We start from the raw sequence: 26,278 nt of genomic DNA on the forward strand, positions 1-26,278 counted from the left end.
TTTGATATGTAAAAATACATAATATGAAAAGAATATTCTTGATAGCAGCCCTTTTTTGCGGTGTATTAATGGTGCTGCAAAGCTGTTCACCAAAAGGTGCAGCCACGACTCAACCTGTTAAAAGAAGTAATGTAACCGGTAACTGGATTTTAAACGACATTACTTTTGAGGGTATTCCAGAAATGAATGTTAAATCCTTATTCGGTGAGTCTTCTTATAAGTGCTTTATTGGAAGTGCATGGAGATTGACCAATAGTGGTAATGGCAGCTACACATTAGGAAGTGAATGTGGAGGTAAAATGCAGACTATTTACTGGTCGGCAAGCCCAAAAGAGGACACTTTCCAGTTTAAAAAGATCTATCAAGGTGATAAAGCTAAAAATGTAACTGAAGGTTATAGAATGCTGCTTTCTTCTGCGACTAAAGAAACGTTGACAATTAAAACTCCGGTAGAGTATGGTAATGGTACTGCTTATATCGTGTTGAACTTTCAGGCTACAAAGTAAAAAATAGCCAAAGGTGATTTTTTAGTCAAAAAAGACACTCTGTAGTGCAGAATTTAACAAATAAGCCTGTTCTTCATATTGAAGAACAGGCTTATTTGTTTTAGCATCCTTCGGTAAAGTTTAAGGTCACCTTAATGACTCATATTAACCTCATACTACTCTCATACTGTTGTCATACTAGTATAGTACTACCTGTCCAGTATCAGATCAGTAGAAAAACAGTGGAATGGTTGTATCAAGAGACAATTTGAACTTAGGGTTGCTGTTCTTCAATTAGTTCTTTGATGCGGATAAGACGATCGTAGAAGCATTCGAAAGGACGTACATTACCGTGTAACTTAAGTAGTGTGAGATGGGTTTGGATTAAATGAGGTACATCATTTGCTTTTACGCCAGGTCCAAGTTCTAAGGATTGGGGTAAATCTATTCCTGAAAAATAGTCTTCTAGTTCTTCAATAGTCATGGTGCAAAGATAGGATTTATTGTCTTTTACACAGGGCTGACAGGTTAAATGGCTTTAAAAAACCGCTTTATAATGATTTTATACTAAATTTGTACATTATACATTACAGATGGATATTACTTCAAAACTAACTTTGATTTTAGAAGATGCTGATCTGTCAGCTGAACTAAAAGCGATAGCCTCGAAAGTTCAAAATCAGGAAAGAATTACATTTGATGAAGGGGTTTACCTTTATGAATATGCTGAGCTCGGTTATCTGGGTGTTTTAGCAAATTACATCAGAGAAAAGAAGCATGGTGATCATACCTACTTCAATAGAAACTTTCATATAGAGCCTACTAATGTTTGTGTGTACGATTGTAAGTTTTGTTCTTACTCACGTCTGATTAAACAACGTGAGGAGGGATGGGAAATGAGTGTAGAGGGAATGATGGATGTATTAAAAAAATACGATAATGAACCCGTTACTGAAGTTCACATTACTGGTGGTGTAGTGCCGAAACAAAATCTGGAATTTTATAGCGATTTTTTTAGACAGGCGAAAGCACATCGTCCTGATCTTCATATTAAGGCTTTAACGCCAGTTGAGTACTACTATATTTTCAAAAAGGCGAAGTTAAGTCATTATGATGGTATGAAATATTTACAAGCAGCCGGTTTGGATTCCATGCCAGGTGGTGGTGCTGAGATATTTCATCCGGAAATTAGGGAAAAGATTGCGCATGATAAATGCAATGCTGAACAATGGCTGGATATTCATGAACAAGCACATAAATTAGGAATGAAAACCAATGCAACCATGTTGTACGGTCATATTGAAGAATTCTGGCATAGGGTAGACCACATGGAACGTCTACGTCAGCAACAAGATAAAACCGGAGGTTTCCAGGCCTTTATTCCACTTAAATTCAGAAATCAAAACAATCAGATGAGTCATGTTCCTGAAGTTTCGGTTATTGAAGATCTGAAGAATTATGCAATTGCCCGTATCTATATGGATAATTTTGATCACATTAAAGCCTATTGGGCTATGATCAGCAGACAAACTGCCCAGTTATCCTTAAATTTTGGAGTAGATGACATCGATGGAACACTGGATGATACTACCAAAATCTACTCTATGGCTGGTGCAGAAGAACAGCATCCTGCTATGAATACTCAGGAACTGGTAAATTTAATTAAGCAGGTAAACCGCAAACCTATTGAAAGGGATACATTGTATAATGTGGTTACAGATTATACAGATTTCGTTTTTGATGATGAGGTAAAGCCTCAGTACTATAAATTGCCGGTAATAAATTAGAATGGATAAGGAACTATATATCATCAGACATGGTGAGACAGATTTAAATAAACAGGGCATTGTACAGGGACGCGGAATAAACAGTGATCTGAATGATACTGGTCGGGCACAAGCAGCTGCCTTTTATGAAATGTACAAAGACATTCCTTTTAATAAAGTATACACTTCCAAATTAAAACGTACACATCAGACTGTTAAAGGGTTTATTGATGCTGGTTTACCCTGGGAACAACTTTCCGGATTGGATGAGCTGGCATGGGGAGTATGGGAAGGACAGCCAAATGACGAACAGGCTATTACTGCGTTTAAAGGCCTGATGGAGAAATGGGAATCGGGTGATTTCGATGCGCATTTTGATGGAGGTGAAAGTCCGAATCAAGTGTTGGCAAGGGAAAAAGAGGCTTTGGAGGTGATTAAAAATGCTGCGAATGAGAAAACTGTTTTGATTTGTATGCATGGTCGCGCTATGCGTCTGTTTTTATGCCTGTTGACTAAGCTTCCATTATCGGAAATGACCAACTTTCCTCATTTAAATACTACTCTTTATAAAGTTACGTTAACCGGTGATGATTTTGTAATCACCGAATTTAACAATACCAATCATTTAAAATAAGCAGCATTGTTGAATAAGATTAAAATTTCTGCCGTTTCCTATACCAATACCAAGCCCTTTATTTATGGAGTTGAACATTCAGCACTGCTGGATCAGATAGACCTGAGTTTAGATATACCTACTGATTGTGCCGCTAAATTGATTGATGGACAGGTGGATATAGGCTTGATTCCTGTTGCTGCAATACCATTAGTTCCTAATGCTAATATTGTTGCCGATTATTGCATCGGCTCAGTCGGAGCAGTGAATTCAGTATTTATTTTCAGCAAAATACCTGTTTCAGAAATTAAATCGGTAAAGCTGGATAGTCATTCACGGACATCAAATAATCTGGCTAAAGTATTGCTAAAATTTCATTTTAAGCAAGAAGTAACTTTTACGACAGATTCTGATGTAGAAACAGATGCGATTGTACTTATTGGAGATCGTACTTTTGGTAAAAAGGAAAGCTTTGCATATGCTTATGATATGGGCGAAGAATGGATGAATTTTACTGGTTTACCATTTGTATATGCAGCATGGGTGGCCAATAAAACAATACCACAATCGTTTATCAATGATTTTAATGAAGCACTGTCTTTCGGTTTGTCTAAACGTAAAGCATTACTGGAAGAATTGCCAAAACAATCAAATTTTGATCTGGATGATTATCTGATGCATAAATTGGATTTCGAGTTGACGGATAAAAAGCGTGAGGCGCTGACGCTATTTTTATCTTATATTACGAAACTGTAAAACCTATTCACATTTTTTAAATTTTCAACAAATCGTAATGACTACTACTCAAATAGTATCTTTACGATTTTGTAAAACATAATCATTTTGGCTAAAGATAATACTAAGGAAACCCCGTTAATGCAGCAATACAATGCAATTAAAGCAAAGTATCCAGGTGCATTATTGCTATTTAGAGTTGGCGATTTTTATGAAACATTTGGTGAAGATGCAATAAAAGCGTCCCAGATTTTAGGAATTGTTTTAACTAGAAGAGGCACCGGGCCAAATGGAGCTTTGGAATTGGCTGGTTTCCCACACCATTCATTGGATAATTATCTTTCTAAGTTGGTGAGAGCCGGACAAAGGGTAGCAATATGTGATCAGCTGGAAGATCCCAAGACAACAAAAACTATTGTAAAAAGGGGAGTGACGGAACTTGTTACACCAGGAGTGGCTTATAACGACAATATACTTAGTCAGAAATCTAACAATTATCTGGCTTCTATATATTTTGATAAGAATTTGTTGGGTGTTTCTTTTGTAGATATATCTACTGGGGAATTTCATGTCGCTCAGGGCAATGTCGAGTACATTGACAAGCTGTTACAAGGCTTTAAACCTAATGAAGTTGTTTTTCAAAAGAGCAAAAGGAAAGAGTTTATGGAGTTGTTCGGTGACAGGTTTTATACTTTTCATCTTGACGACTGGGCTTTTACCAGCGATTATGCAAATGAGATTTTAACCAAGCATTTTGAGGTTAATTCTTTGAAGGGTTTTGGGGTTGATAAGTTACAGATTGGAATTGTTGCTGCAGGAGTAGCTTTGCATTATCTGAATGAAACTGAACACCGTAATTTAAAACATATTACTTCTATTTCTCGTTTAGAGGAAGATAAATACATGTGGCTGGATCGTTTTACCATCCGTAACCTGGAGTTAGTAAGTTCTGGCAATGAAAATGCGGTAACGCTTTTTCAGGTTCTGGATGAAACTTCAACACCTATGGGGGCTCGTTTGTTACACAAATGGATCATTATGCCACTTAAAGAGTTAAAGCCTATTCAGGAACGTTTAGGAATGGTCGATTTCCTGGTTAAGAATGATACCCTGTTGCAGGATTTCTTATCACATATTAAACAAATTGGTGATCTGGAAAGGCTGATCTCTAAGGTTGGACTGCAAAAAGTAGGGCCCAGAGAACTATGTCAGCTTAAAAAATCATTATACCATATTGAGGCCGTTAAAAATCTGGCTGGGCAATCAAAGAATCCATTTCTTATGGCGCTTGCAGATCAATTAGAGCCTTGCCTGAGTATCAGAGAGAAACTGGAAAGAGAACTGCATCAGGATCCACCGGCTTTATTGATTAAAGGAAATGTAATTGCTGATGGGGTAAATGAGGAACTTGACCGTTTGCGTAAAATATCTTTTGGTGGTAAGGATTACTTGGTAGAGATTCAGAAAAGAGAAGCAGCAAGTACAGGTATTCCTTCACTAAAAGTAGCCTTTAATAATGTTTTTGGTTATTACCTGGAAGTTACTCATACACATAAAGATAAAGTTCCTGCAGATTGGATTAGGAAACAAACACTGGTAAGTGCTGAACGCTATATCACGCCAGAGTTAAAAGAATACGAAGAACAGATTTTAGGTGCTGAAGAGAAAATTCAGCAGATTGAAGTTAAATTATATGCCGAATTGATTTATCAGGTTAGTACTTATATTAAATCTATTCAGCTTAATGCATTCTTAGTAGCGCAACTGGATGTATTGCTTTGTTTTGCACAATTAGCTGTTAAGAACCATTATGTAAAGCCGGAGATCAATAAGGGTAAGGCTTTGGATATTAAGGGGGGAAGACATCCGGTGATTGAAAAGCGCTTACCGGTAGGAGAGGAATACATTACAAATGATGTATTTTTAGATAATGAGAGTCAGCAGATTATCATTATAACTGGTCCCAATATGTCAGGTAAGTCAGCCATACTAAGACAAACGGGCTTGATTGTATTGATGGGACAAATGGGATGTTTTGTACCGGCTAAGGCTGCAACCATTGGCCTTGTCGATAAGATCTTTACACGTGTAGGTGCATCGGATAATTTGTCATCCGGAGAAAGTACATTCATGGTCGAAATGAATGAGACTGCAAGTATTCTGAATAATATATCTGATAATAGTTTAATTTTATTAGATGAAATTGGAAGGGGTACGAGTACTTACGATGGGATTTCTATCGCCTGGGCTATTGCAGAATTTTTGCATACACATCCGACGGCTAAACCAAAAACACTCTTTGCAACGCATTATCATGAGTTAAATGAGCTAGCCAATACTATGAGCCGCATTAAGAACTTTAATGTATCTATAAAAGAGGTAGGTAACAGGATTATATTTTTACGTAAGCTGATTCCTGGTGGTAGTGAACACAGTTTTGGTATCCATGTGGCTAAAATGGCAGGTATGCCACCTAAATTGATAAGTAGGGCTAACGAGATTTTAAAGAAATTAGAAATAGACCGTACGGAGGGTCAGAGCATAAAAGATAGTATTAAAAAGGTGCAGAACCAGGCTTATCAATTACACATGTTTGCAGTTGATGATCCTATTTTGGTTCAGATCAGAGATATGTTGAATAATCTTGATGTGAATGTGCTGACCCCGGTTGAGGCTTTATTGAAGCTGGACGAGATACAGCGATTAATTAAACAATAGCATGAGTGTATTTAAAGGAATAAAAGGAAGAATTTTAATAGTGACGCTGATGTCTGTCCTGTTTTTTTCTGCTTGTAGTTCAAGAAAATATACAGCGAGACCAGGTGCTGAAACGGCTGCTAAAGCCGCAGATGCGATGTCGCATTTGAAAAATAAGCAATTGTATAAATTCATTACCGATTGGACAGGAGTTCAGTATCGTTATGGAGGCCTGGATAAAAGAGGAATTGATTGTTCTGGTTTTGCTTTTTTGCTTCAAAAAGATATTTATGGTAACAATCTCCCAAGAAGATCAAGAGATCAGGCTGATGTTGTTAAGAAAAAGAGTATAGGTAATCTTAAAGAAGGTGATTTGATCTTTTTCTCATTTGGCGGGGGAGAGATTGATCATGTTGGGGTATACTTAAATAATAACTTTTTTGTACACGCATCTACCACACGTGGAGTTATCGTGGATGATTTAAGTATTCCTGCTTATCAGAGAGCTTTTGTAAAAGCAGGCACATTATAAAAATTAATATCATGGCAGAAGAAAAAGAAGACTTCACATTCTGGGCTAAATATAAAAAGTTTGCAACTACAGAGGTGCTGATGTACCTGATTATGGCTATCGGTATCGGAGTTGGAATTTTAGTGCTGAGCTAAACCAGTTTTAAATACAGCTTTTATCCTGTCGTTCGAACTTATTTTATTTATGAAATTTGAGAAGTCAGTATATTTATCTGCTGAATAAGTCCCATTGTTTAAAGTCATTTTTCTGCTATAAACCAATCTTTTATCTTCTTTTCTTACACTTACCTTGTAAGAACCAAAGCTATTTTTTAGCTCTATGTCTTCTGGAAGATATTCAATACTCCAATGGTCAGGGATGGTGTAGATAATTTCATCAAGGTCTGTATAACCTCTATTGATAAAAACAGGCAGGGTTCTGTTTTTTATCTCCGGAATGGTTCGGTTTTTATTAAAAGCATTTAGTACAAGGTAAACGTTATTGTTATTGGTTTTTGCAGCGTATTTTTGAATGCTGAGTTTTAGTGTTTCTTTGCTGCTGGGATTAATACTTTTATCATAACTGAGATTAAAAGAATCAAAATTAATATTATCTACATCATAGAACTTTTTAAGAAGTTTTAGTTGTTCTGGTAGTGGCTGATTTTCGAACTGAGCATAATTATCATATTGAGAACCGCGGAAAGTAGTCTTTATAGAGCCATTCACATTGCCATTTACATCAATAACAAGAGTCGCTTTACGATTCTGTAAGTTCATTTGAGTAGATAGGGTTGGGGTCTTTAGTATTTTTCCACCTTCTTCCCGACAAGCCAGTACGGTACGGTCGTCGGTAAAGCTACCCAAAAAGCCGAAAGGACTATTCTGACTAGTACATTCGAGCCAGGTCGTATCGCCTTCTAAAGGAAGACAAAGTATGATATGATTCCCTTGTGCCATACTTGCAAAGTCGGCTTCCATGTCCTTTTTGAAATCACCTGCATTAACGACACAATACCAGGATGGAATATTCAGTGTTTTGAGCAGACTTTGCGTATAATTAACCAGTGCCTTACAATCTCCGTAAGAAAGTTGGTGCACTTCGTTGGCCTGCATAGGTTGCTGACCTCCAATACCTATCTGTACACTAATATAACGCGTCCTTTTCTGTACATATTCATAAACCTTGCGTGCTTTATCCTTGTCGTTCGTTAAGTCTTTCACCAGTTCCTTAATTTCAGCAACAGCTATAGGGTTTAATGCTTGTCTGTCTTTGATCAGGTCATTGAAAACCCATTTGCCCAGTTCTTCCCAGTTCTGATATTTTCCTTTATGGCCATAATAGCTAAATTCTTCAGGAGCTATTTTAACACAAGTAAGATAGTTCTCCCTATCGGGTGTAAAAGGTTCATATTTAAAAGGAAGTAAGTTTTTAACAGTCCAGGTTTGACTTTTAATCTTTTCCTGGTCCAGGACTTCTGGCTCTCCTGAATAATTGTGTGTTTTTATTCTTATTTTATCTGTTGGTTTGCAGATAAATGTATAGGTGCTTTGTTCAACAGCAACATCAGGAATACGATTTGCATACCAATCAGGTATAATGAGATTTTGTTTAGATCTGACTTCAAACTCATATGATATAGTATAAGGATAATCGGATACAGAAGGTGAAAAATGTTTTATACGGTCATCTTCAAATAAAGAGAAGTTACTAACAGCGCTATGGTCGGTAAAATTGTTCAGTGCAAATTTTCCAGTTGATTTTCCATCAGCATTGTATATGATTCCTTTAACATATTTAATGCTTGTATTTTTATTATACCCCAGCACAATTTCAGCATTACTATCACCTCCTTTATTCAATACCGTAATAACACTTTTGACTGTCTGGACAACATTATCAGGACTTCGCATATCTACCGTAGTTTCCATTTTTCTGATTACGGCATTTGCACGATTCTTTAATGTTGGAGAAATCCTATCAACAGCATATTCAGTTTGGGAATAACTGCTGAAAGAGCAAAGTATAAGTATACCTAAAGCAATTTGTTTCAACATCATTTTGTTCATCGTTTAAGAATGATATCTGTTTTTTGCAATTGTATAATTCTGCTATAAAACTCCTTTAGAGATAGGTAGTCCTGAGATTCATAAATTGGTTTGTTGAATTGTAAAAGCTGACTAAAACTGAGTATACCTTCATTTAATGCTGTAGTACATAAATACCGACCTCCGTTATTGACTAAACCAATATTCAGATCCTTAGGTTTGTCAGTTAAGATATAATTATTAGGCAGTTTTATAGACATACTGATTCGAAGTTCACTTTCTGAACCCAGGTCAACCGGATAAGTGCGTTCATTCAGATTAAAAGGATTTTTTGAGATTTTTTCAATAAAAAAAGGATTAAAGAATAAAGGATTATTGTTCATGTCCTCAAAAACAGGCATTTCAATATCGTAGGTTTCAACTAATGGATTTTCAAGACTATCCACATTATTTATTTCATGTTTAATGATACTAATACCGGGCATACTCTCATCTAGTTTTTCTACATATTCATTTACGGAACTTGATTTTAATATTTTTTCACGTTTATTCAATGCTGCATATCCAAAAGAGTATGAAGTCAAAGTTCCTTTTAATTTCCCATCTCTTCCTAACTCTGCACTTAAATTGTAACGTGTTGTTCGTTTCTGACTTGCTTTAAGGTCTAACCAGTAGGAAGGTTTTTTCAAAGGAATTACACGGCCCTGTCCATTGATGCAATGTAAAGGCAGCAAGCCAAAAGGCAGCAAAGGCTCTGAAGCATCTAGTAAAAAAGATTTACCATCAATATTTACTTTGGCAATTACATAATTGAAATCACTGATGACAGGAAATAAGTTGTTCACTAAACCATTCGCACGGGTTGAAAGAATAACAGCTTCAGCATCCAGATCTGCAGCACTTAGTGCTGCAATCAATGCAAAATTAATATCAGCAGTATTTCCTGATTTTATATCTAATGCTTTTTTAATGGTGTTTTCACTGTAGATACCTATAAAACCACTGCTTTTAATGTTATTTCTTATATAGTAATAAATATTCTTTGCTTTACTGAGCTGGTCAGTTGCATTTCCTGTTATAATAGTAACAATATCTTTAAAAATATCTTTTCTTTTTAATTGTCCCCCAAAATCTCTTTCAGATATCAGTTCATAATCTATATTTTTCCATTCTTTAGTTATACTTGTTTTAACACCCCTGATGCTTATATAGTCTGATAATTCAAAGTTAATAGCTGATCTGAAATTACTTGCTGCAGTCATATAGTCTTCTTCAATCAAAGCAGGTATATCTTTCATGATATAAGTCATTTTTGAGCAGTCCATAGGTCTTCCTGCTATCCTTAAACATTCTCTATTGATTTCAGCATCTTGAGAAGTTAGTTTTTGCGTTCCTCGTAGTGTTACATTATAATTGTAGTTGGCGGGGATATTTGCAATGAATTCACTGTGTAGCTTAGGGATTTCCGACTGAAACTCCCAGGTTTTGAAATTGAAGATCCTGGGGGATTGGACGCGGTAACTGTATTCAATTATACTTCCTTCAGATAAGCCAGGCATTGTGAACTTAGTCAGGGTAACATATTTATTCTTCTTTTCCTCAAAGATTTTCTTCCTATCCAATTCTGTGGTCACTATTCTGCCATCAATATAATTGATCGTACTTGCTTTTAGATCATAAATCCGGTCTTCTTTGTCACCATACTTGCGCTGCGGAATGACAATGTTTGCATGTTCGAAGCCATTTTTGTTTAATATTTTAATTCTTACATGATAATGAAAGTCAATATATAAGTAACCATTATTATCATCAATACCAACTGAAGCTGTACCAAATTCACGTAAAACTACAGCACTGGCATTAGTATCAATTGTAGTTTGCTTAAGGTTTAGTTCATCCTGTTTAACTTTAAGGTACTCGAAGTCCTGACCGAATAATAGGGTTGAAAAAGAAAGGGAAAGTAGTAAAAGAAGGTATTTCATTTTCGAGCGTTATAGTTTATAAAATGCTGCAAGATAAGTTAGATTTTTGAAAATAAAAACCGATATGATAACTAATTAGACATAAATAAAGGTGTTATCAAATAAGTTAAGGTTTAATGGATGATTTTTACGACTTTTGAAGTGCTACCAATAAAGTTAAAAATGAAATTAAATTTAAAACGTCCTCTAGCTTTTTTCGATCTGGAAACTACTGGTGTAAATGTAGGTTCTGATCGTATTGTTGAAATCGCTATTTTGAAAGCAATGCCTGATGGATCTGAAGAGATCAAATCAATGCGTATTAACCCGGAAATGCCTATCCCTTTACATTCGTCATTGATTCATGGGATTTATGATGAAGATATAGCTAATGCACCTACTTTTAAAACTGTAGCTGCAGAACTGTTAGAGTTTATTGGTGATGCCGACCTTGCGGGTTATAATTCTAACAGATTTGATATTCCTGTATTATTAGAAGAGTTCTTGAGATCAGGAATTGATTTTGATATGTCTGATAGGAAATTTGTAGATGTTCAGAACATTTTCCATCAGATGGAACAACGTACATTGCGTGCTGCTTATAAGTTTTATTGTGGAAAAGATATCGTTAATGCACATTCTGCAGAAGCTGATATCACTGCAACTTACCATGTGTTATTGGCGCAGATTGAACGTTATAAAGATGTTGATTTTGAAGATAAACAAGGGAAAATATCACAGCCTGTTCAAAATGATGTAGAAGCACTTCATGTATTTACCAACATGAATAAGCCAGTAGATTTTGCAGGTAGAATGGTTTATAATGAAAATGAAGAAGAAATATTCAATTTTGGAAAACATAAGGGCAAAACAGTAGAGCAGGTTTTTGATATAGAACCTAGTTACTATGCCTGGATGAAACAAGGTGATTTTCCATTGTATACCAAGAAAAAGTTGGACGAGATCTGGGCAAGATGGAGTAAAAAGAAAGAATCTTTGAAGCAGGAGAGACAGTTGCAGACTGACGCTAACAGATCTAAACAAATACAGCAGAATAAATCACAACAGGGTTCTGCAAATCCACAGGCACGTCCTCAGGTTAAAAAAGATAAGCCAGCTGTAGCTGTAACAGATGATATGTTAGAGCAATTGAAAATGAAGTTCGGTAAGTAAAATATAAGAATATATGATGGGGCGGGTTGTGTAATTATGCAGCCCGTTTTTTATGACTAAAGCAGTTCATTTTTTAGAAAATCTATATTTCTGGTTAGCCCTTTAAATTTAGTACGTTTGACTGCAGAGTTTTTAAAGATGGTTTTAAAAACATCTTCTGTTATATCCAACCATTCTTCCTTTTTCATTGTCAACAATTGCTTGTTGGCCTCAAATTTAGGCTCTGAATGTGGTGTTGAAAATCGGTTCCAGGGACATACATCCTGGCAAACGTCACAGCCAAACATCCAGTTGTCCATCTTATCTTTGAAACTCTGATCAATTTCTTCTCTTAGCTCAATGGTGAGATAGGAAATACATTTATTGGCATCAATAACGAAAGGAGATAAAATGGCTTCTGTAGGACAGGCATCAATACATTTGGTGCAGGTTCCACAATGATTAGTCTGGAAGGGTTGATCATATTGCAGTTCAAGATCAATAATCAGTTCTGCTAAAAAGAAGAATGAGCCACTTTTTTTATTAATAAGATTACTATTTTTACCTATCCATCCAATACCAGCTCGTTTTGCCCATGCACGATCTAATACGGGAGCAGAGTCAACAAAGGCACGACCTGCTACTTCTCCGATTTCTTCTCTAATGAAGTTTAATAATTGGAATAATTTTTCTTTAATAACCTCATGATAATCAGAGCCGTATGCGTATTTAGATATTTTAGGCGCATTTGAATCTGTTTGCTTTTGCTCTGGGAAATAATTGAGGCTTAATGAAATGACTGACTTTGAGTCATCCACAAGCAGTCTGGGATCTAGTCGTTTATCAAAATGATTCTCCATATAAGCCATCTGCCCATGATGCTTGTCCTGCAACCATTTTTCCAGTTTTGGTGCTTCATCTTCAAGGAATTCTGCTTTGGCAATGCCACAATGCATAAAGCCAAGCCGTAAGGCTTCATCTTTAATTAATTTACTATATCTGTAAGCATTGTTTAACATTGTTTACAAAGATAAGGCTTTGAATTGGAAACTTTTTAGTCGCTCGATTGTTGTTAGTTTAACTAAATAAAGTTGAAGTTATGGAAAATATAGAATCACAACATACAGAAGATCCAAACAAGCCACATAAACCTATAGAGCATGACTATCCAAAGCATCAGGATGATCCTGGACCCTCGCGTGAATCTATTGAGGAGAAAGATATAAATGGGGCTGCGGTAGTTCTGCGATGGCTAATACCTATTTTGGTGATTGCGCTGGTTGTATATTGGTTTGTTTATATGAAGTAAGACTGTTATTTTAACAGTCTTACTTCATATAAATCTTTTCTTCTGTCTTTTAATATGCGGACTGTACCAAAGTGGTGTATTTCGTCCAACAAATGTAGGTCAACATCTACTACCAGCATCATTTCAGTATTTGGTGTAGTCTCAGCTTTTACCGCATCGGTAGGAAAGGCAAAGTCTGATGGTGTGAATACTGCAGACTGAGCAAACTGTATGTCCATATTGTTTACTTTGGGCAAATTGCCTACACAACCTGCAATGGCTACATAACATTCGTTTTCAATAGCTCGCGCTTGTGCACATCTTCTTACTCTTGTATATCCATTTTGAGTATCGGTTAAGAACGGTACAAATAGAATTTGCATACCCTGATCTGCATATATACGGCTAAGCTCCGGAAATTCTACATCATAGCAAATCAAAATGCCAACCTTACCACAATCGGTATCGAATACCTGAATTTTATCACCACCTACCATGCCATAATATTTCTGTTCATTGGGGGTGATGTGTATTTTTCTATATTCATCTGTTTTGCCACTTCTATGGCATAGGTAAGTGGCATTGTATAATTTATTGTTTTCAACAATAGGCATGGTGCCGGATATAATATTCACATTATAAGATAGCGCATATTGCTGTATTCGTTCTACGATTTCAGCAGTACGTTCAGCAAGCTTACGCATAGCCTCCATTTCTGGAAGGTGGTTGTAAGGATGTAAAAGTGGCGTATTGAAAAACTCCGGGAACATGATGAAATCTGATCCATAGCCACTCACTGCGTCTACGAAGAACTCTACTTGTTCGTAAAAAGCTTCAATATCCGGGAATAAACGCATTTGCCATTGTACGAGTCCAATCCGTATTGTTTTAGCAGAACGAGCAGAAGCATCGATACCTTGGTAATAAATGTTGTTCCACTCAATCAGTGTAGCAAATTCTTTGGATTCATGGTCTCCAGGTAGATAGTTTTTTAGAACTTTTCTTACGTGGAAGTCGTTAGACAATTGAAAGGTTAGAGTAGGGTCAAAGATTTCTTTTGCCTTTACTTTATCAATATATTGTCTTGGTGTAAGTTTATCTGCATATTCATGGTATCCGGGAATACGGCCGCCTGCAATGATACTTTTTAAATTTAAGCTCTCGCAAAGCTCTTTTCTTGCTTCATATAAGCGTCTGCCTAAACGTAATCCGCGATACTCAGGGTGCACAAATATCTCTATGCCATACAATACATCACCTTCAGGATCATGAGTCGAGAATGAGTAATCACCCGTAATGTTTTTATAGGTATGCCTATCGCCATATTCATCATAATCAACGATAATTGAGAGTGAACAGGCTACAACTTTATCATCTACTGCAATACATAGCTGGCCTTCGGGGAAAAGTTTAAGCAAGCGTTCAATGCTATTTTTACTCCATATTTGTCCAAGAGTTTCGTAAGCTTGTTGCATAGATTCCCTCAGGTCATTATAATCTGACAGTGTTAGTTTTCTTGTTTCTACGTTCATATGAGTATATAACTAACCAATTCCAATAAATGTTTGTTTTTAGAACAATCTACCCGATTGCCCTGGAAAGTTTCTCTGCAGGTGTTTATATGCAGCTTCTGTTGCTTCCCTGCCTCTTGATGTTCGCATCAGAAATCCTTCCTGGATTAAAAAAGGCTCATAAACTTCCTCTATGGTACCTTCATCTTCTCCAACTGCTGTCGCAATGGTTTTTAAGCCTACCGGTCCACCTTTAAACTTATCGATAATGGTAGTCAGAATTTTATTGTCCATTTCATCCAGACCATGTTCATCCACATTTAATGCTTTTAAAGCATAGCGGGCTATGTCAGTATCTATTTTGCCTGTACCTTTAATTTGTGCAAAATCTCTGGTTCGTCTTAAGAGGGCATTAGCAATACGTGGTGTGCCACGACTGCGGCGTGCAATTTCATAAGCACCTTCATCTGTGATTGGAGTTTTTAATATCTCGGATGATCTTAATATGATAGTTGTCAGTAGTTTGGCATCGTAATAAGCCAAACGTGAATTGATGCCAAATCTGGCTCTTAAAGGAGCTGTCAACAAACCTGATCGGGTAGTTGCGCCAACTAATGTAAAAGGATTTAAACTGATTTGTACAGAGCGGGCATTGGGCCCACTCTCTAGCATAATGTCTATTTTGAAGTCTTCCATTGCTGAATACAAGTATTCTTCAACTAAAGGACTTAAACGGTGTATCTCATCAATAAAAAGGATATCCCCTTCGTCCAGGCCAGTTAATAAGCCAGCAAGATCACCAGGTTTATCCAATACAGGTCCAGAAGTGACTTTAATTCCAACACCCATTTCATTTGCAATGATGAGGGAAAGAGTCGTTTTACCTAGTCCCGGAGGACCGTGTAATAAAACATGATCCAGGGGTTCGCCGCGTAACTTTGCTGCTTTTACAAAGATCTTTAGGTTTTCCATCACCTTTTCCTGTCCGGTAAAATCATCAAAAGCTTGGGGGCGCAATACTTTCTCGATGTCGCGTTCTATGGGTGACAGGCTTTCGGATGAGGGATCAAGATTCTCGTTCATTGTTCAAAAATACGCTTAAATATTAGAATTATAGAATGGCTAACTAAATTTGGAAGCTACAACAGCTTCCTTTACGCCATTTGCATAGTTGTAAAAACCTTCTCCAGATTTAATACCTTTATTGCCAGCAGTAACCATATTTACGAGTAGCGGGCATGGTGCATATTTGGGGTTTCCGAAACCATCTTGTAGTACACGTAAAATAGCCAGACAAACATCCAGGCCAATAAAATCTGCAAGTTGTAATGGTCCCATTGGATGTGCCATGCCCAGTTTCATAACTGTATCAATTTCTTCAACACCTGCTACATTTTCATAAAGTGCATAAATAGCTTCGTTAATCATGGGCATTAAGATTCTGTTAGCTACAAAGCCAGGATAATCATTTACTTCGACAGGAACTTTAGCTAGTTTTTTAGAGAGATCCATAATCAGAGCTGTAGTTTCATTGCTGGTTTCATACCCCCTTATCACCTCTACTAGTTTCATAATTGGAACAGGGTTCATGAAATGCATGCCAATTACTTTGTCGCCACGGTTGGTAACAGATGCTATTTTAGTGATAGATATAGATGAAGTATTACTCGCTAAAATAGCTTCTGGTTTAGCAAAGGTGTCCAGATCTTTGAAAATTTTCAATTTAAGTTCCAGGTTTTCTGTTGCAGCTTCTACAATCAGTTTACTTTGAGCGACACCCGATTTTATATCTGTAAAAGTACTAATGTTTCTTAATGTAATGTTTTTCTCTGATTCAGTAAGTGTTCCTTTTGCTACCTGACGATCCAGGTTTTTACTAATGGTGTTTATGGCTTTTTCTAAAGCTTCATTATTAATGTCGATCAGATTAACCTGATAGCCAAATTGTGCAAAAGTATGTGCAATGCCATTGCCCATCGTTCCAGACCCGATTACTGCGATGTTCTTCATTTAGTTTCTTTTATGAGGTTAGTAACTTTTTATGGAGCTAATCTATTTATAATCCACGAACCATCCACTAAATCATATGAAATTCTGTCGTGCAGCCTGCTTGGGCGACCTTGCCAGAATTCGATATGCATAGGTTCAATGAGATAACCTCCCCAGTATTCCGGATGTGGAATCTCTTTATTCTCGTATTCTTTTGTAAGATTGGATACTTTTTTTTCTAATGATTCACGACTTTCAAGTATGCTGCTTTGTGGTGATGCCATAGCGCCAATTTGACTTCCAGTAGGTCTGGAATGGAAATATTTGGCAGAAGTTTCTTTATCAACTTTACTCACTATCCCCTCAATTCTCACTTGTCGTTCTAATTCAGGCCAGAAAAATACGAGTGCAGCTTGTGGGTTTTCAATTAAATCCCGCCCTTTTTTGCTTTCGTAATTGGTATAAAAGACAAAACCATGTTTGTCAAATTCTTTTAGTAGTACAATACGCGCTGAAGGTTTTCCGAAACGGTCAGCTGTAGCGAGAGTCATTACATTGGGTTCGTAAAGTTGTGCATCTATTGCTGCAGAAAACCATTTCCCAAATTGCAGGATAGGGTTGCTTTCCACATCTTTTTCTGAAAGCTGCGCAGAACGGTATTCCTGTCTTAAATCGTGTAAATTATTTTTATTAAGCTCCATGTACAAAAATAGGTTTTAGTTTATTCAAATTTATCCCTAAATTTCCAAAATGATAAGCCGGTTACAACCTACTACAGGAAGATTATTGATCTCAGAACCATTTCTAATGGATCCTAATTTTAAGCGTTCAGTGATTCTGATTACTGAACATCAGGAAGATGGAACTGTAGGGTTTATCCTGAATCATTGCAGTGCTTTGATACTGAGTGATGTGATTCCAGAAATGGGAGATGCAAGTTATCCGATTTATTTGGGAGGGCCTGTTGAAACAGATACAATACACTTTATCCATAGATGTCCTGATCTGATTACTGATGGTCAGGAAATAGCAAAGGGAATATATTGGGGTGGTAATTTTGAAGCATTAAAAGTATTGATCAGTACTAAAAGTATTGGTGAGGCTGATATTAAATTTTTTCTAGGCTATTCAGGTTGGGCTGAGGAACAGCTTAAAATGGAAATGAAGGAGAATACATGGATTGTATCTGATCAGTTTCATGCCGATGTGGTTTTCTCCAATAATGAAGAAAACCTATGGCGTGAGGTAATTATTAACCTGGGGCCCAAATATGCCCATGTGAGTAATTTTCCCCAGGATCCTAATTTGAATTAATTACATTTCTGCAGCGCTCTCTTCAACTTTTTTTCTCAAGTCGTCTTTATAAGCTTGCATTTTTTCTGCTAATGATTCATCAGCAGTAGAAAGTATTTGAACAGCCAGTAACCCTGCATTTTTAGCTGCATTTAAAGCAACTGTTGCTACAGGAATACCATTTGGCATTTGTAGTATAGAAAGAATAGAATCCCATCCATCAATAGAGTTTGAAGATTTAACAGGTACCCCAATTACAGGTACTACGGTAATCGAGGCTACCATTCCAGGTAAATGAGCCGCACCACCTGCACCCGCAATAATTACTTTTATTCCTCTTGAAGCAGCATTTTTGGCATAATCGAACATTCTTTCCGGAGTACGGTGTGCTGATACTACGGTCATTTCAAATTCTACCCCAAATTCTTTAAAAATATCAGCAGCATCTTGCATAATGTGAAGATCTGATTTGCTGCCCATGATAATACCGGCTTTTATGCTCATTTTATGAAATAACTTTTAATGTGTTTTTAATGAAATTGGCTTTTTGTATGGCCGCATCCCTATTTTGATCAACAATAGTGATGTGTCCCATTTTACGGAAAGGCTTGGTATATTTTTTACCATATAGATGTATATAAACGCCGTCTATACCCAATATTTTTTCTAGTCCCTGATATTTTGCAACACCATTATGATTCTTTTCGCCCAGAAGGTTAATCATTACCGCATTGCTGATGCAACGGGTATCGCCCAATGGTAAATTGAAAATAGAGCGTAAATGTTGCGCAAATTGTGAGACGTAATTACCTTCAATAGTTTGGTGCCCGCTGTTATGTGGGCGAGGAGCTAACTCATTTACGAGAAGATCTCCATTTTTAGTTACAAACATTTCTACTGCCAGCAGACCGGTAACGTTAAGAGAGGAAGCAATATTCTTCGCAATTACTTCAGCTTTGTGTTGTAGGGCTTCAGGATAGGTAGAAGGACCAATTAAAAACTCAACCAGATTGGCTTCTGCATTGAATTCCATTTCTACCATTGGGAATGTTTTTATGTCGCCCTTTGAATTTCTGGCCACAATAACGGCAACTTCCTTTTCGAAATCTACAAGTTCTTCAATCAGACAAGGTGCATCAAAAGCATTATCAATATCAGCAACATTGTTGATCCTCATTACTCCTTTACCATCATAACCATCTTTACGTTGTTTAAGAATGTAAGGGAAAGAAAAGTTGCTGTTTCTGATATCTTCTTTTGTATTTACGAGTTGAAAAGGTGCTGTAGGAATGTTGTTCTCTTTGAAAAATTGTTTCTGTACACCTTTATCCTGTATCAAGCGGATTACTCTGGATTGTGGGAATACATGTTTCCCTTCTTTCTCTAGTTGTTCAAGAGCTTCTATGTTAACCTTTTCGATTTCGATAGTAATGATGTCAGCTTTCTTTCCAAAGTTATAAACGGTGTCGAAATCGGTAATAGAGCCGCATTCAAAGTAGTTTGCTATATGTTTACAGGGTGCATCAGTATCCGGATCTAAAACCAGGGTTGTGAGGTTATAGTTGATGGCTTCCTGAATGAGCATTCTGCCCAATTGACCGCCGCCGAGTATCCCTAATTTTAAATCACTTATTTGTTTTGCCATATCTAAATGAAAAAGTTATGCTTATTTTGCACAAAAATAAACAATATAAACGGATTGATGGATGCAGATGCTATAATTATTGGAGCCGGAGCTTGTGGTTTGATGTGTGCGGTACAAGCTGGGTACCTTGGTAAGCGTGTTGTTCTGCTGGAAAAGAATGAACAGGCGGGTGCTAAGATCTTGATTTCCGGAGGTGGACGTTGTAATTATACAAATTTGTACGCGACGGATGAACAGTTTATTTCCGCGAATAAACATTTCATGAAATCTGCATTTACACAGTGGACAGTAGCTGATACGATTAGTTTTTTTGAAACTTATGGGATTGAGGGGAAAGAGAAAACACTGGGTCAGCTTTTTCCTGATGGCAAAAATGCCAGGGATGTTGTTGCAGTATTTACATCTATTTGTGAGGATTTTGGACAAGAGCTGATTTGTGGGGCTGAAGTTTCGGATATCGGACAATTGGCAGATGGTTTTCAGGTGAAATATAGTAAAGCTGGTAAGAACCGGATACTAACTGCACCGAAGCTAGTAATAGCTACGGGAGGTTTACCTATTCCCAAAATGGGGGCAACTGATTTTGCATTGCGTTTTGCGCGTAAACATGGTTTGAAGATCATTGAAACAATGCCTGCATTAGTGCCGCTTACAATTACGGGAAAAGATGAGGAGTGGTATGCTCAGCTGTCTGGAAATAGTGTGTTTTGCAGGGTTAGTAATGAAAAGATTTCATTCGAAGAGAATATTCTTTTTACACATTGGGGATTAAGCGGACCGGCAATATTGCAGATTTCATCTTATTGGAAAAGAGGTGAGGTATTTAATATTGATTTATTGCCTGATCAAAATATCATCGACTTGATTGAAATTGAGCGTAAGCAAAATGGCAAGTTGTTATTGTCGACCTTGTTCAATCGTTTTTATGCAAAGAAATTTACAGAAGCATTAGGCAAGTTTTTACCGGTAGAGAAGCAGGTGGCGGTGCTTACCAAAGTTGAACTTGAAAATATTGAACAGATTATTCATCATTTTAAAGTGAAACCGGCAGGGGATAAGGGGTATGATAAGGCTGAAGTTATGCGTGGTGGTATCGATACTAATGAATTGTCATCAAAAACTTTGGAATGTAAAAAGGTTCCAGGTATTTATTTTGGAGGTGAGTGTGTAGATGTGACAGGGTGGCTTGGGGGGTACAATTTCCAATGGGCCTGGGCTAGTGGTTTTGTAATAGCCCAGGGATTGTAACATATTATTCACAATTTGGAATCGTATAGGTCCAGGTTTCAGAAATGCCCGTCGGGAAAGTATATACCATACCTTTGCCAGTTTCGAACCACAATTTACCTCTTAGTTTTTCTCTGCTACCAATTTCATTCATCGATAAACTATCGTAAATCCGGCCATTGATCATCACATATCTGATCTTTTCAGAATTTCTGATATCATCCAAAGGATTCGCATCCATAACGATGAGGTCTGCAAGTTTTCCGACTTCCAGTGAGCCGATTTCTTTGCTCATACCCAGGTAAGCGGCTCCATTTACTGTTGCACAGCGAATAGCTTGTAAGGGAGTCATTCCCCCTTGTGCTAGCATCCATAATTCCCAATGTGCACCTAAACCTTGTATTTGTCCATGTGCACCTAAATTAACTTTAGTGCCTCTGTCGGCAATGAGTTTTGCAGATTTAGCAACTTCAATATGACCATAATCACCATATTCTGATGTTGTTCTTCTTCTTGCTCTTGGATCAATAATTGATCTTGGTGTGAAAGCCATCAGACGTTCATTCTCCCAAACATTTGTTCTGTCGTACCAGTAGTTTTCTCCCCACTGACTGCCGTAACTTACGATTAGAGTTGGTGTATAGGCTACTTCTGTTTTGTTCCAGAATGAGATAATATCCTTATAAATTGGTGCAACAGGAATACTATGTTCAATACCCGTATGTCCGTCGGCAATCATATTCATATTAGTGAAAAATGTAGAACCTCCTTCGGGAACAACCATCATTTTTAGCTGTCTGGCAGCTTCAAGAATTTGCTGACGTTGATCACGACGAGGCTGATTGTATGATTTTACGGAAAATGCACCAACAGCTTTTAACCTGCGAAGGTTCGACAATGCATCATCAAGACTATTGATGACTACTTTGAAATCACCATCGGCACCATAAAGAATAGAGCCTGTTGAATATAAGCGAGGACCTACCAAACGGCCGGCTTTGATCATTTCCGCCTGACTAAATACCATTTCTGTATTACTTGATGGGTCATGAGAGGTGGTTACACCAAATGCCAGGTTTGCAAGGTAAGACCAATCCTGCTGGGGGCTGATTCCGTCTGGACTGGTGCGTAAATGAGCATGTACATCAATCATTCCAGGCATAATTGTTTTGCCTGTTACATCTATAATTCTGGTGTTTGCAGGGATAGAAAGATTCTTGCCTATAGATACAATTTTATTGTTTTCGATTAGGATAGAACCATTTTCTATCACCTCATCGCCTTTCATAGTAATGATTCTTGCCCCTGTTAAAGCGATTAATCCGGTAGGGACATCAGCTTTAAGTTTTAAATTTAATGACAAGCCAATGCTATCTGGTTCAGTTGCAGGTACCCTAAGTCCTTCCGAGAAATTAAAAATAGTGTTAATGTCCCTGCTGAAATACTGCTCGCCCAATGTCCAGAACATTTTATTGCTATCGCGGCTCCAATGTATATATGTCCCTGCGTCTTTAGTAATTCGGGTTAGTGGGATAGCTTTATTAGATGAAGATAATTCTAGAGGAGACCCCGTTGTTACCATTGGAGTAACATACACGTTGAATAGTTCTGTAAAGGCCATCCATTTACCATCTGGACTTGGTGCAAATTGTGTTGCATAAGTAGAGGTATAATGTGTTCGTTCATTTCCTCCATTCAGATCGATACTTTTAAAAACCTTTTTTCCTGCTTCTGAAGATTGGAAATAGATTCTGCTGTCGTCAGCATTAAATTTTGGTTTGATACCACTTTCTGAGATCAGAGTTTTTGTGCCACCAGCAGCTGACATGGTGAAAATTCCTGTTCCACGGCCATAAGCATAGCCTAATACATCGTTACCTATGCCCTTTCTAAATACAATCTTATCACCTTTATTAGAGAATGAAGGGGAATAGTAAAAGCCTTTTTCGTCAGTAAGTGCTGTGATTTTCCCGGATTTTATATCTGCCTTTTTAATAGCCCCTTTAAATTCATCACTCCATGTGGCAAAAATGACTGTTTTGCCATCTGCGCTTATTTCTGGTTCAAATTCAAAATCCAGACCTTTGGTAATTCGTTCTGGAATCCCGTTTGGCAAATCTTTTTTGTATAAAAAACCTGCAGCATTAAATACCACAAACTTCCCATCTGCAGAGGTAGTTAGCTGACGGATCATTTTTACAGTAAAGTCATCATTAAATACCTGTTGTGGGAAATGTAAGGCTTGTTGTACAGTTTGTGAGCTGGTTACGTGGAAAGGGATATTGTTCGTAAATAAAGAGTTGAGATCGATTTTTTTGATCTTTCCTCGAGCATAAAAAATGATGCTTTTGCCATCTGGAGTCCAGGCATAGTTTGGATAAACACCAAAAATTGCCCATGTTTCCTGTTGGTCGTGGGATAGATCTTCATAGATTGGCCATTCTTCAGCAGTTTGCAGGTTCTGTAAAACTAATACTGATTTTAATCTGATGCGTTTTACATAAGCCATTAACTTACCGTCCGGCGATATTTGAGGTCTTGCTGCACCACCTGGCTGGGCAATCAGATTAGTCGTCTTTCCGGTGACAAGATTCAGTTGCCTGATGGCATAAATCATCCCATTTGGATCTTTACTATATTCAAAATTGGGGCCGGGCGACATATCTTCACTGTAATAAAGATATTTACCATTTGGAGAAACATTGGGTTCTCCCGCATCTTGCTGATCGTTTTTTCTTTTAGTTAATTGTACTCCTTCACCACCATAAATGCTATACATCCACATTTCGCCAGCACCAAGAGAACGTGTGCCTGTAAAATGCTTACGTGCAATCAGGTATTCACTATTGGGCATCCAGGTTGCATTGTTTAACAAGCGAAAAGCTTCTTTGGTTACCTGACGTTTAAATGAACCATCACGGTTCATGATCCATATGTTATCAGCACCGCTTTTATCACTTGTATAGGAAATGTACTTACCATTCGGACTGAAACGAGGTTGGACTTCCCACGCTGGTCCACCACTTAATAATACTGCAGATCCACCAGTTATTGGCATGATATATAAATCACCAAGTAAGTCGAATATTATATCTTTACCATCAGGACTCACATCAAGGTTCATCCATGTACCTTCATTTGTGTTTAAAGTAAAGGTTTGGGTGCTTCCTCTATATTTTTCAATATCCCAGTTTTCTCTCTGTGGGTTGGTTTGATCTTGTGTTAACGGTTGTCCTTGACTGCGTGTTTGAGAACGTGTTTGAACGGGCGTTTGAGAGAACGACGATTGAAATATTAATGCCAGAATTAATAGTATAAATGATCTTCTCATATCACCTGATGTAATTTAAGCCGCAATTTACTAATATCAGTTCATTTTTATAGTTTTGATGATTAGAGTTTGTGGAAAAGAGCGAAAGATTAAAGATAAAAGAACCAGAATTAAGGATAAGGACGCTCCATATATGAATGAAATAGAAGTATTAAAGCGATATTGGGGATATGACGGTTTCAGGCCTTTACAGGATGATATTATCAGATCTGTTTTAGATGGAAATGATACATTGGCATTATTGCCAACAGGTGGTGGAAAATCTATTTGTTTTCAGGTTCCCGCAATGGTAAAAGAAGGGATTTGTATTGTTATTTCTCCTTTAGTTGCTTTAATGAAGGATCAGGTAGAGGCATTGAAAGCGAAAGGAATTGAGGCTGTGGCTATTTATGCAGGGATGGGTAAGCGTGAAATAGATATTCTGCTTGATAATTGTATTTACGGAAATATAAAGTTTTTATACCTCTCTCCAGAGCGATTGATGTCGGAATTGGTGCGTATCCGCATTTCTTATATGAAGGTAAATCTGATTGCTGTTGATGAAGCACATTGTATTTCCCAGTGGGGTTATGATTTCAGACCCCCTTATCTAAAGATCAATGAGATCAGAGAGATTCATCCCGATGTGCCAGTATTGGCATTAACAGCCACTGCAACACGCTTTGTCAGAAATGATATTGTAGAGAAGCTGCACTTTAAAGAACCTAATATTTTTGTCCAGAGTTTTGCCCGGAAAAATCTGAGTTATGTGGTATTAGATGATGAAGATAAATACCGCCGACTTATCAAAATTCTTACTAATGTTAAGGGCAGTGGCTTAGTATATGTCAGGAACAGAAGAGAAACAGCTGAAGTAGCTGCTTTTTTAAACAGAAATGGTATTGCTGCTGATTATTACCATGCTGGTATAGAAAAAGAAGAACGTTTTAGAAAACAGGAAGCCTGGAAGCTGAATCGGATAAGAGTAATGGTTGCTACCAATGCTTTTGGGATGGGAATTGATAAACCTGATGTACGTTTTGTAGTGCATCTGGATTTACCAGATAGCCTTGAAGCTTATTATCAGGAGGCTGGAAGAGCAGGGAGAGATTTACAAAAAGCATATACAGTTTTACTGGCTAATAAGTCTGACGAAGTATCCTTAAAAGCGAAGTATGCGGATAGTTTTCCTTCGGTTGAAGAAATTAAAAAAGTTTACCACTACCTCGGGAATTATTATCAACTGGCTTATGGTGCTGGAGAAGGTTTAACTTTCGGATTTGACCTGGCTGATTTTTGTAAGCGTTTTAATGTTGGAGTGTTGAAGACAATGGCTGTATTGAAGTTTTTAGAACATGATGGATACCTGACTTTATCAGAAAATATATTTTTACCATCCAGGGTTTTATTCCTGGTGGGAAGCGAGGATGTGTATCGTTTTCAGATAGAGAACGCTGGTTATGATCCGCTTATAAAAGCTATATTAAGGTCGTATGGTGGCAGTTTTGAGCAGTATGTGAAAATAAGTGAATCAGAAATAGCAGGAAAAATAAGAGCCTCTTATGCAGATGTGATTCGTATGATTAACAATTTGAATGAGCAGGGGTTATTGTCGTACTTGCCACAATCAGATCAGCCGCAGTTACAATATTTACGTGCTAGGTTAGATTTTAGTCACATGGATATTGATGTGAAGTATATTGAACAACGTAAGGAATTACAGACTGAACAGATTAAAGCTGTGCTTGCTTATGCAGGTAAAAAGGAGTGTAGAAGTATTCAATTGTTAACTTATTTTGACGAGCCAGGGTCTGAGAAATGTGGAATTTGTGATGTATGTCTGGCTGAGAAGAAAGCAAGTGATGCTGATCTGCTGGAGGATAAGATTGATTTTGAGATTGTAACTCTTCTGCAAACAGCAACATATGTTTTAGATGAGCTGGTAAATGCTATCGCTACAGGTACAGATAGTGAGCGTTTAGAACGAATACGTGCATTATTAGACGCAGGAAAAATTAAAACAGATGGTAAAAATTATTACCTTTAA

The 26,278-nt window shown here is 37.3% G+C and carries 23 protein-coding genes; 12 read left to right on the forward strand and 11 right to left on the reverse strand.

Annotated elements, in window-relative coordinates; translation table 11 throughout:
• Positions 1-23: 23 nt before the first annotated feature.
• The gene (locus tag ABDJ41_RS18155) at positions 24-506 is read left to right on the forward strand and encodes a hypothetical protein (protein WP_349787506.1); all 483 of its coding nucleotides are present in this window, start codon (positions 24-26) and stop codon (positions 504-506) included.
• Between the two features lie 253 nt (positions 507-759).
• Here ABDJ41_RS18155 and ABDJ41_RS18160 read toward each other — a convergent pair whose 3' ends face one another.
• Positions 760-969 carry a DUF6965 family protein gene (locus ABDJ41_RS18160; RefSeq protein WP_349787507.1) on the reverse strand — a complete coding sequence of 70 codons (210 nt, stop codon included), beginning with the start codon at positions 967-969 and terminating at the stop codon, positions 760-762.
• Between the two features lie 109 nt (positions 970-1,078).
• Between ABDJ41_RS18160 and mqnE the strand changes: the two genes are divergently transcribed.
• From mqnE to ABDJ41_RS18190, 6 genes are all read left to right on the forward strand, one after another.
• On the forward strand, positions 1,079-2,272 hold the full coding sequence (gene mqnE, locus ABDJ41_RS18165) for an aminofutalosine synthase MqnE (protein ID WP_349787508.1): 1,194 nt from the start codon (positions 1,079-1,081) through the stop codon (positions 2,270-2,272).
• Between the two features lies 1 nt (position 2,273).
• On the forward strand, positions 2,274-2,885 hold the full coding sequence (locus ABDJ41_RS18170; RefSeq protein ID WP_349787509.1) for a histidine phosphatase family protein: 612 nt from the start codon (positions 2,274-2,276) through the stop codon (positions 2,883-2,885).
• A 9-nt stretch (positions 2,886-2,894) separates the two neighbouring features.
• Positions 2,895-3,620 carry a menaquinone biosynthetic enzyme MqnA/MqnD family protein gene (locus ABDJ41_RS18175; RefSeq protein WP_349787510.1) on the forward strand — a complete coding sequence of 242 codons (726 nt, stop codon included), beginning with the start codon at positions 2,895-2,897 and terminating at the stop codon, positions 3,618-3,620.
• A gap of 87 nt (positions 3,621-3,707) precedes the next feature.
• On the forward strand, positions 3,708-6,317 hold the full coding sequence (gene mutS / locus ABDJ41_RS18180) for a DNA mismatch repair protein MutS (protein WP_349787511.1): 2,610 nt from the start codon (positions 3,708-3,710) through the stop codon (positions 6,315-6,317).
• A gap of 1 nt (position 6,318) precedes the next feature.
• Positions 6,319-6,828 (forward strand): C40 family peptidase, encoded by a 510-nt coding sequence (locus ABDJ41_RS18185; protein ID WP_349787512.1) that lies wholly within the window; start codon positions 6,319-6,321, stop codon positions 6,826-6,828.
• Between the two features lie 11 nt (positions 6,829-6,839).
• Entirely contained in the window at positions 6,840-6,962 is a 123-nt protein-coding gene (locus tag ABDJ41_RS18190; protein WP_349787513.1) for a hypothetical protein, read from the forward strand.
• Here the strand turns inward: ABDJ41_RS18190 and ABDJ41_RS18195 are convergent.
• Entirely contained in the window at positions 6,948-8,867 is a 1,920-nt protein-coding gene (locus ABDJ41_RS18195) for a DUF3858 domain-containing protein (protein WP_349787514.1), read from the reverse strand. The two genes, ABDJ41_RS18190 and ABDJ41_RS18195, sit on opposite strands and share 15 nt — an antisense overlap.
• A 5-nt stretch (positions 8,868-8,872) precedes the next feature.
• Positions 8,873-10,837 (reverse strand): DUF3858 domain-containing protein, encoded by a 1,965-nt coding sequence (locus ABDJ41_RS18200; RefSeq protein ID WP_349787515.1) that lies wholly within the window; start codon positions 10,835-10,837, stop codon positions 8,873-8,875.
• A gap of 162 nt (positions 10,838-10,999) precedes the next feature.
• On the opposite strand from ABDJ41_RS18200, the gene ABDJ41_RS18205 reads away from it, so the two are divergent.
• Entirely contained in the window at positions 11,000-11,989 is a 990-nt protein-coding gene (locus tag ABDJ41_RS18205; protein ID WP_349787516.1) for an exonuclease domain-containing protein, read from the forward strand.
• A gap of 56 nt (positions 11,990-12,045) precedes the next feature.
• Here the strand turns inward: ABDJ41_RS18205 and queG are convergent, their stop codons facing one another.
• The gene (gene queG / locus ABDJ41_RS18210; RefSeq protein ID WP_349787517.1) at positions 12,046-12,987 is read right to left on the reverse strand and encodes a tRNA epoxyqueuosine(34) reductase QueG; all 942 of its coding nucleotides are present in this window, start codon (positions 12,985-12,987) and stop codon (positions 12,046-12,048) included.
• 80 nt (positions 12,988-13,067) lie between these two features.
• Between queG and ABDJ41_RS18215 the strand changes: the two genes are divergently transcribed.
• Positions 13,068-13,277, forward strand: a complete 210-nt coding sequence (locus ABDJ41_RS18215) for a hypothetical protein (RefSeq protein ID WP_349787518.1) — start codon at positions 13,068-13,070, stop codon at positions 13,275-13,277.
• Between the two features lie 5 nt (positions 13,278-13,282).
• On the opposite strand, the gene ABDJ41_RS18220 is transcribed toward ABDJ41_RS18215, so the two are convergent.
• Genes ABDJ41_RS18220 through pdxH form a run of 4 tightly spaced genes read right to left on the reverse strand, consistent with a single transcriptional unit; the run spans position 13,283 to position 17,457 of the window.
• Positions 13,283-14,788: a GNAT family N-acetyltransferase gene (locus ABDJ41_RS18220; RefSeq protein WP_349787519.1), complete on the reverse strand. Its 1,506-nt coding sequence runs from the start codon at positions 14,786-14,788 to the stop codon at positions 13,283-13,285.
• A gap of 39 nt (positions 14,789-14,827) precedes the next feature.
• Positions 14,828-15,850, reverse strand: coding sequence for a Holliday junction branch migration DNA helicase RuvB (gene ruvB, locus ABDJ41_RS18225; protein ID WP_349787520.1), 1,023 nt, complete (start codon positions 15,848-15,850; stop codon positions 14,828-14,830).
• 39 nt (positions 15,851-15,889) lie between these two features.
• Positions 15,890-16,777, reverse strand: coding sequence for a 3-hydroxybutyryl-CoA dehydrogenase (locus ABDJ41_RS18230; protein WP_349787521.1), 888 nt, complete (start codon positions 16,775-16,777; stop codon positions 15,890-15,892).
• A gap of 29 nt (positions 16,778-16,806) precedes the next feature.
• Entirely contained in the window at positions 16,807-17,457 is a 651-nt protein-coding gene (pdxH, locus tag ABDJ41_RS18235; RefSeq protein ID WP_349787522.1) for a pyridoxamine 5'-phosphate oxidase, read from the reverse strand.
• Positions 17,458-17,506: 49 nt separating this feature from the next.
• On the opposite strand from pdxH, the gene ABDJ41_RS18240 reads away from it, so the two are divergent.
• Positions 17,507-18,070 (forward strand): YqgE/AlgH family protein, encoded by a 564-nt coding sequence (locus tag ABDJ41_RS18240; protein ID WP_349787523.1) that lies wholly within the window; start codon positions 17,507-17,509, stop codon positions 18,068-18,070.
• Here the strand turns inward: ABDJ41_RS18240 and purE are convergent, their stop codons facing one another.
• Positions 18,071-18,553 carry a 5-(carboxyamino)imidazole ribonucleotide mutase gene (gene purE, locus ABDJ41_RS18245; RefSeq protein ID WP_349787524.1) on the reverse strand — a complete coding sequence of 161 codons (483 nt, stop codon included), beginning with the start codon at positions 18,551-18,553 and terminating at the stop codon, positions 18,071-18,073.
• A gap of 1 nt (position 18,554) precedes the next feature.
• The gene (locus ABDJ41_RS18250; protein ID WP_349787525.1) at positions 18,555-19,694 is read right to left on the reverse strand and encodes a 5-(carboxyamino)imidazole ribonucleotide synthase; all 1,140 of its coding nucleotides are present in this window, start codon (positions 19,692-19,694) and stop codon (positions 18,555-18,557) included.
• Positions 19,695-19,751: 57 nt separating this feature from the next.
• Between ABDJ41_RS18250 and ABDJ41_RS18255 the strand changes: the two genes are divergently transcribed.
• Positions 19,752-20,942 (forward strand): BaiN/RdsA family NAD(P)/FAD-dependent oxidoreductase, encoded by a 1,191-nt coding sequence (locus tag ABDJ41_RS18255; protein ID WP_349787571.1) that lies wholly within the window; start codon positions 19,752-19,754, stop codon positions 20,940-20,942.
• A 4-nt stretch (positions 20,943-20,946) separates the two neighbouring features.
• On the opposite strand, the gene ABDJ41_RS18260 is transcribed toward ABDJ41_RS18255, so the two are convergent.
• Positions 20,947-24,252 carry an amidohydrolase family protein gene (locus tag ABDJ41_RS18260; protein ID WP_349787526.1) on the reverse strand — a complete coding sequence of 1,102 codons (3,306 nt, stop codon included), beginning with the start codon at positions 24,250-24,252 and terminating at the stop codon, positions 20,947-20,949.
• A gap of 133 nt (positions 24,253-24,385) precedes the next feature.
• On the opposite strand from ABDJ41_RS18260, the gene ABDJ41_RS18265 reads away from it, so the two are divergent.
• Positions 24,386-26,278: a RecQ family ATP-dependent DNA helicase gene (locus ABDJ41_RS18265; protein ID WP_349787572.1), complete on the forward strand. Its 1,893-nt coding sequence runs from the start codon at positions 24,386-24,388 to the stop codon at positions 26,276-26,278.

This window comes from Pedobacter sp. ASV1-7 (genome assembly GCF_040203335.1).
GTDB lineage: Bacteria > Bacteroidota > Bacteroidia > Sphingobacteriales > Sphingobacteriaceae > Pedobacter.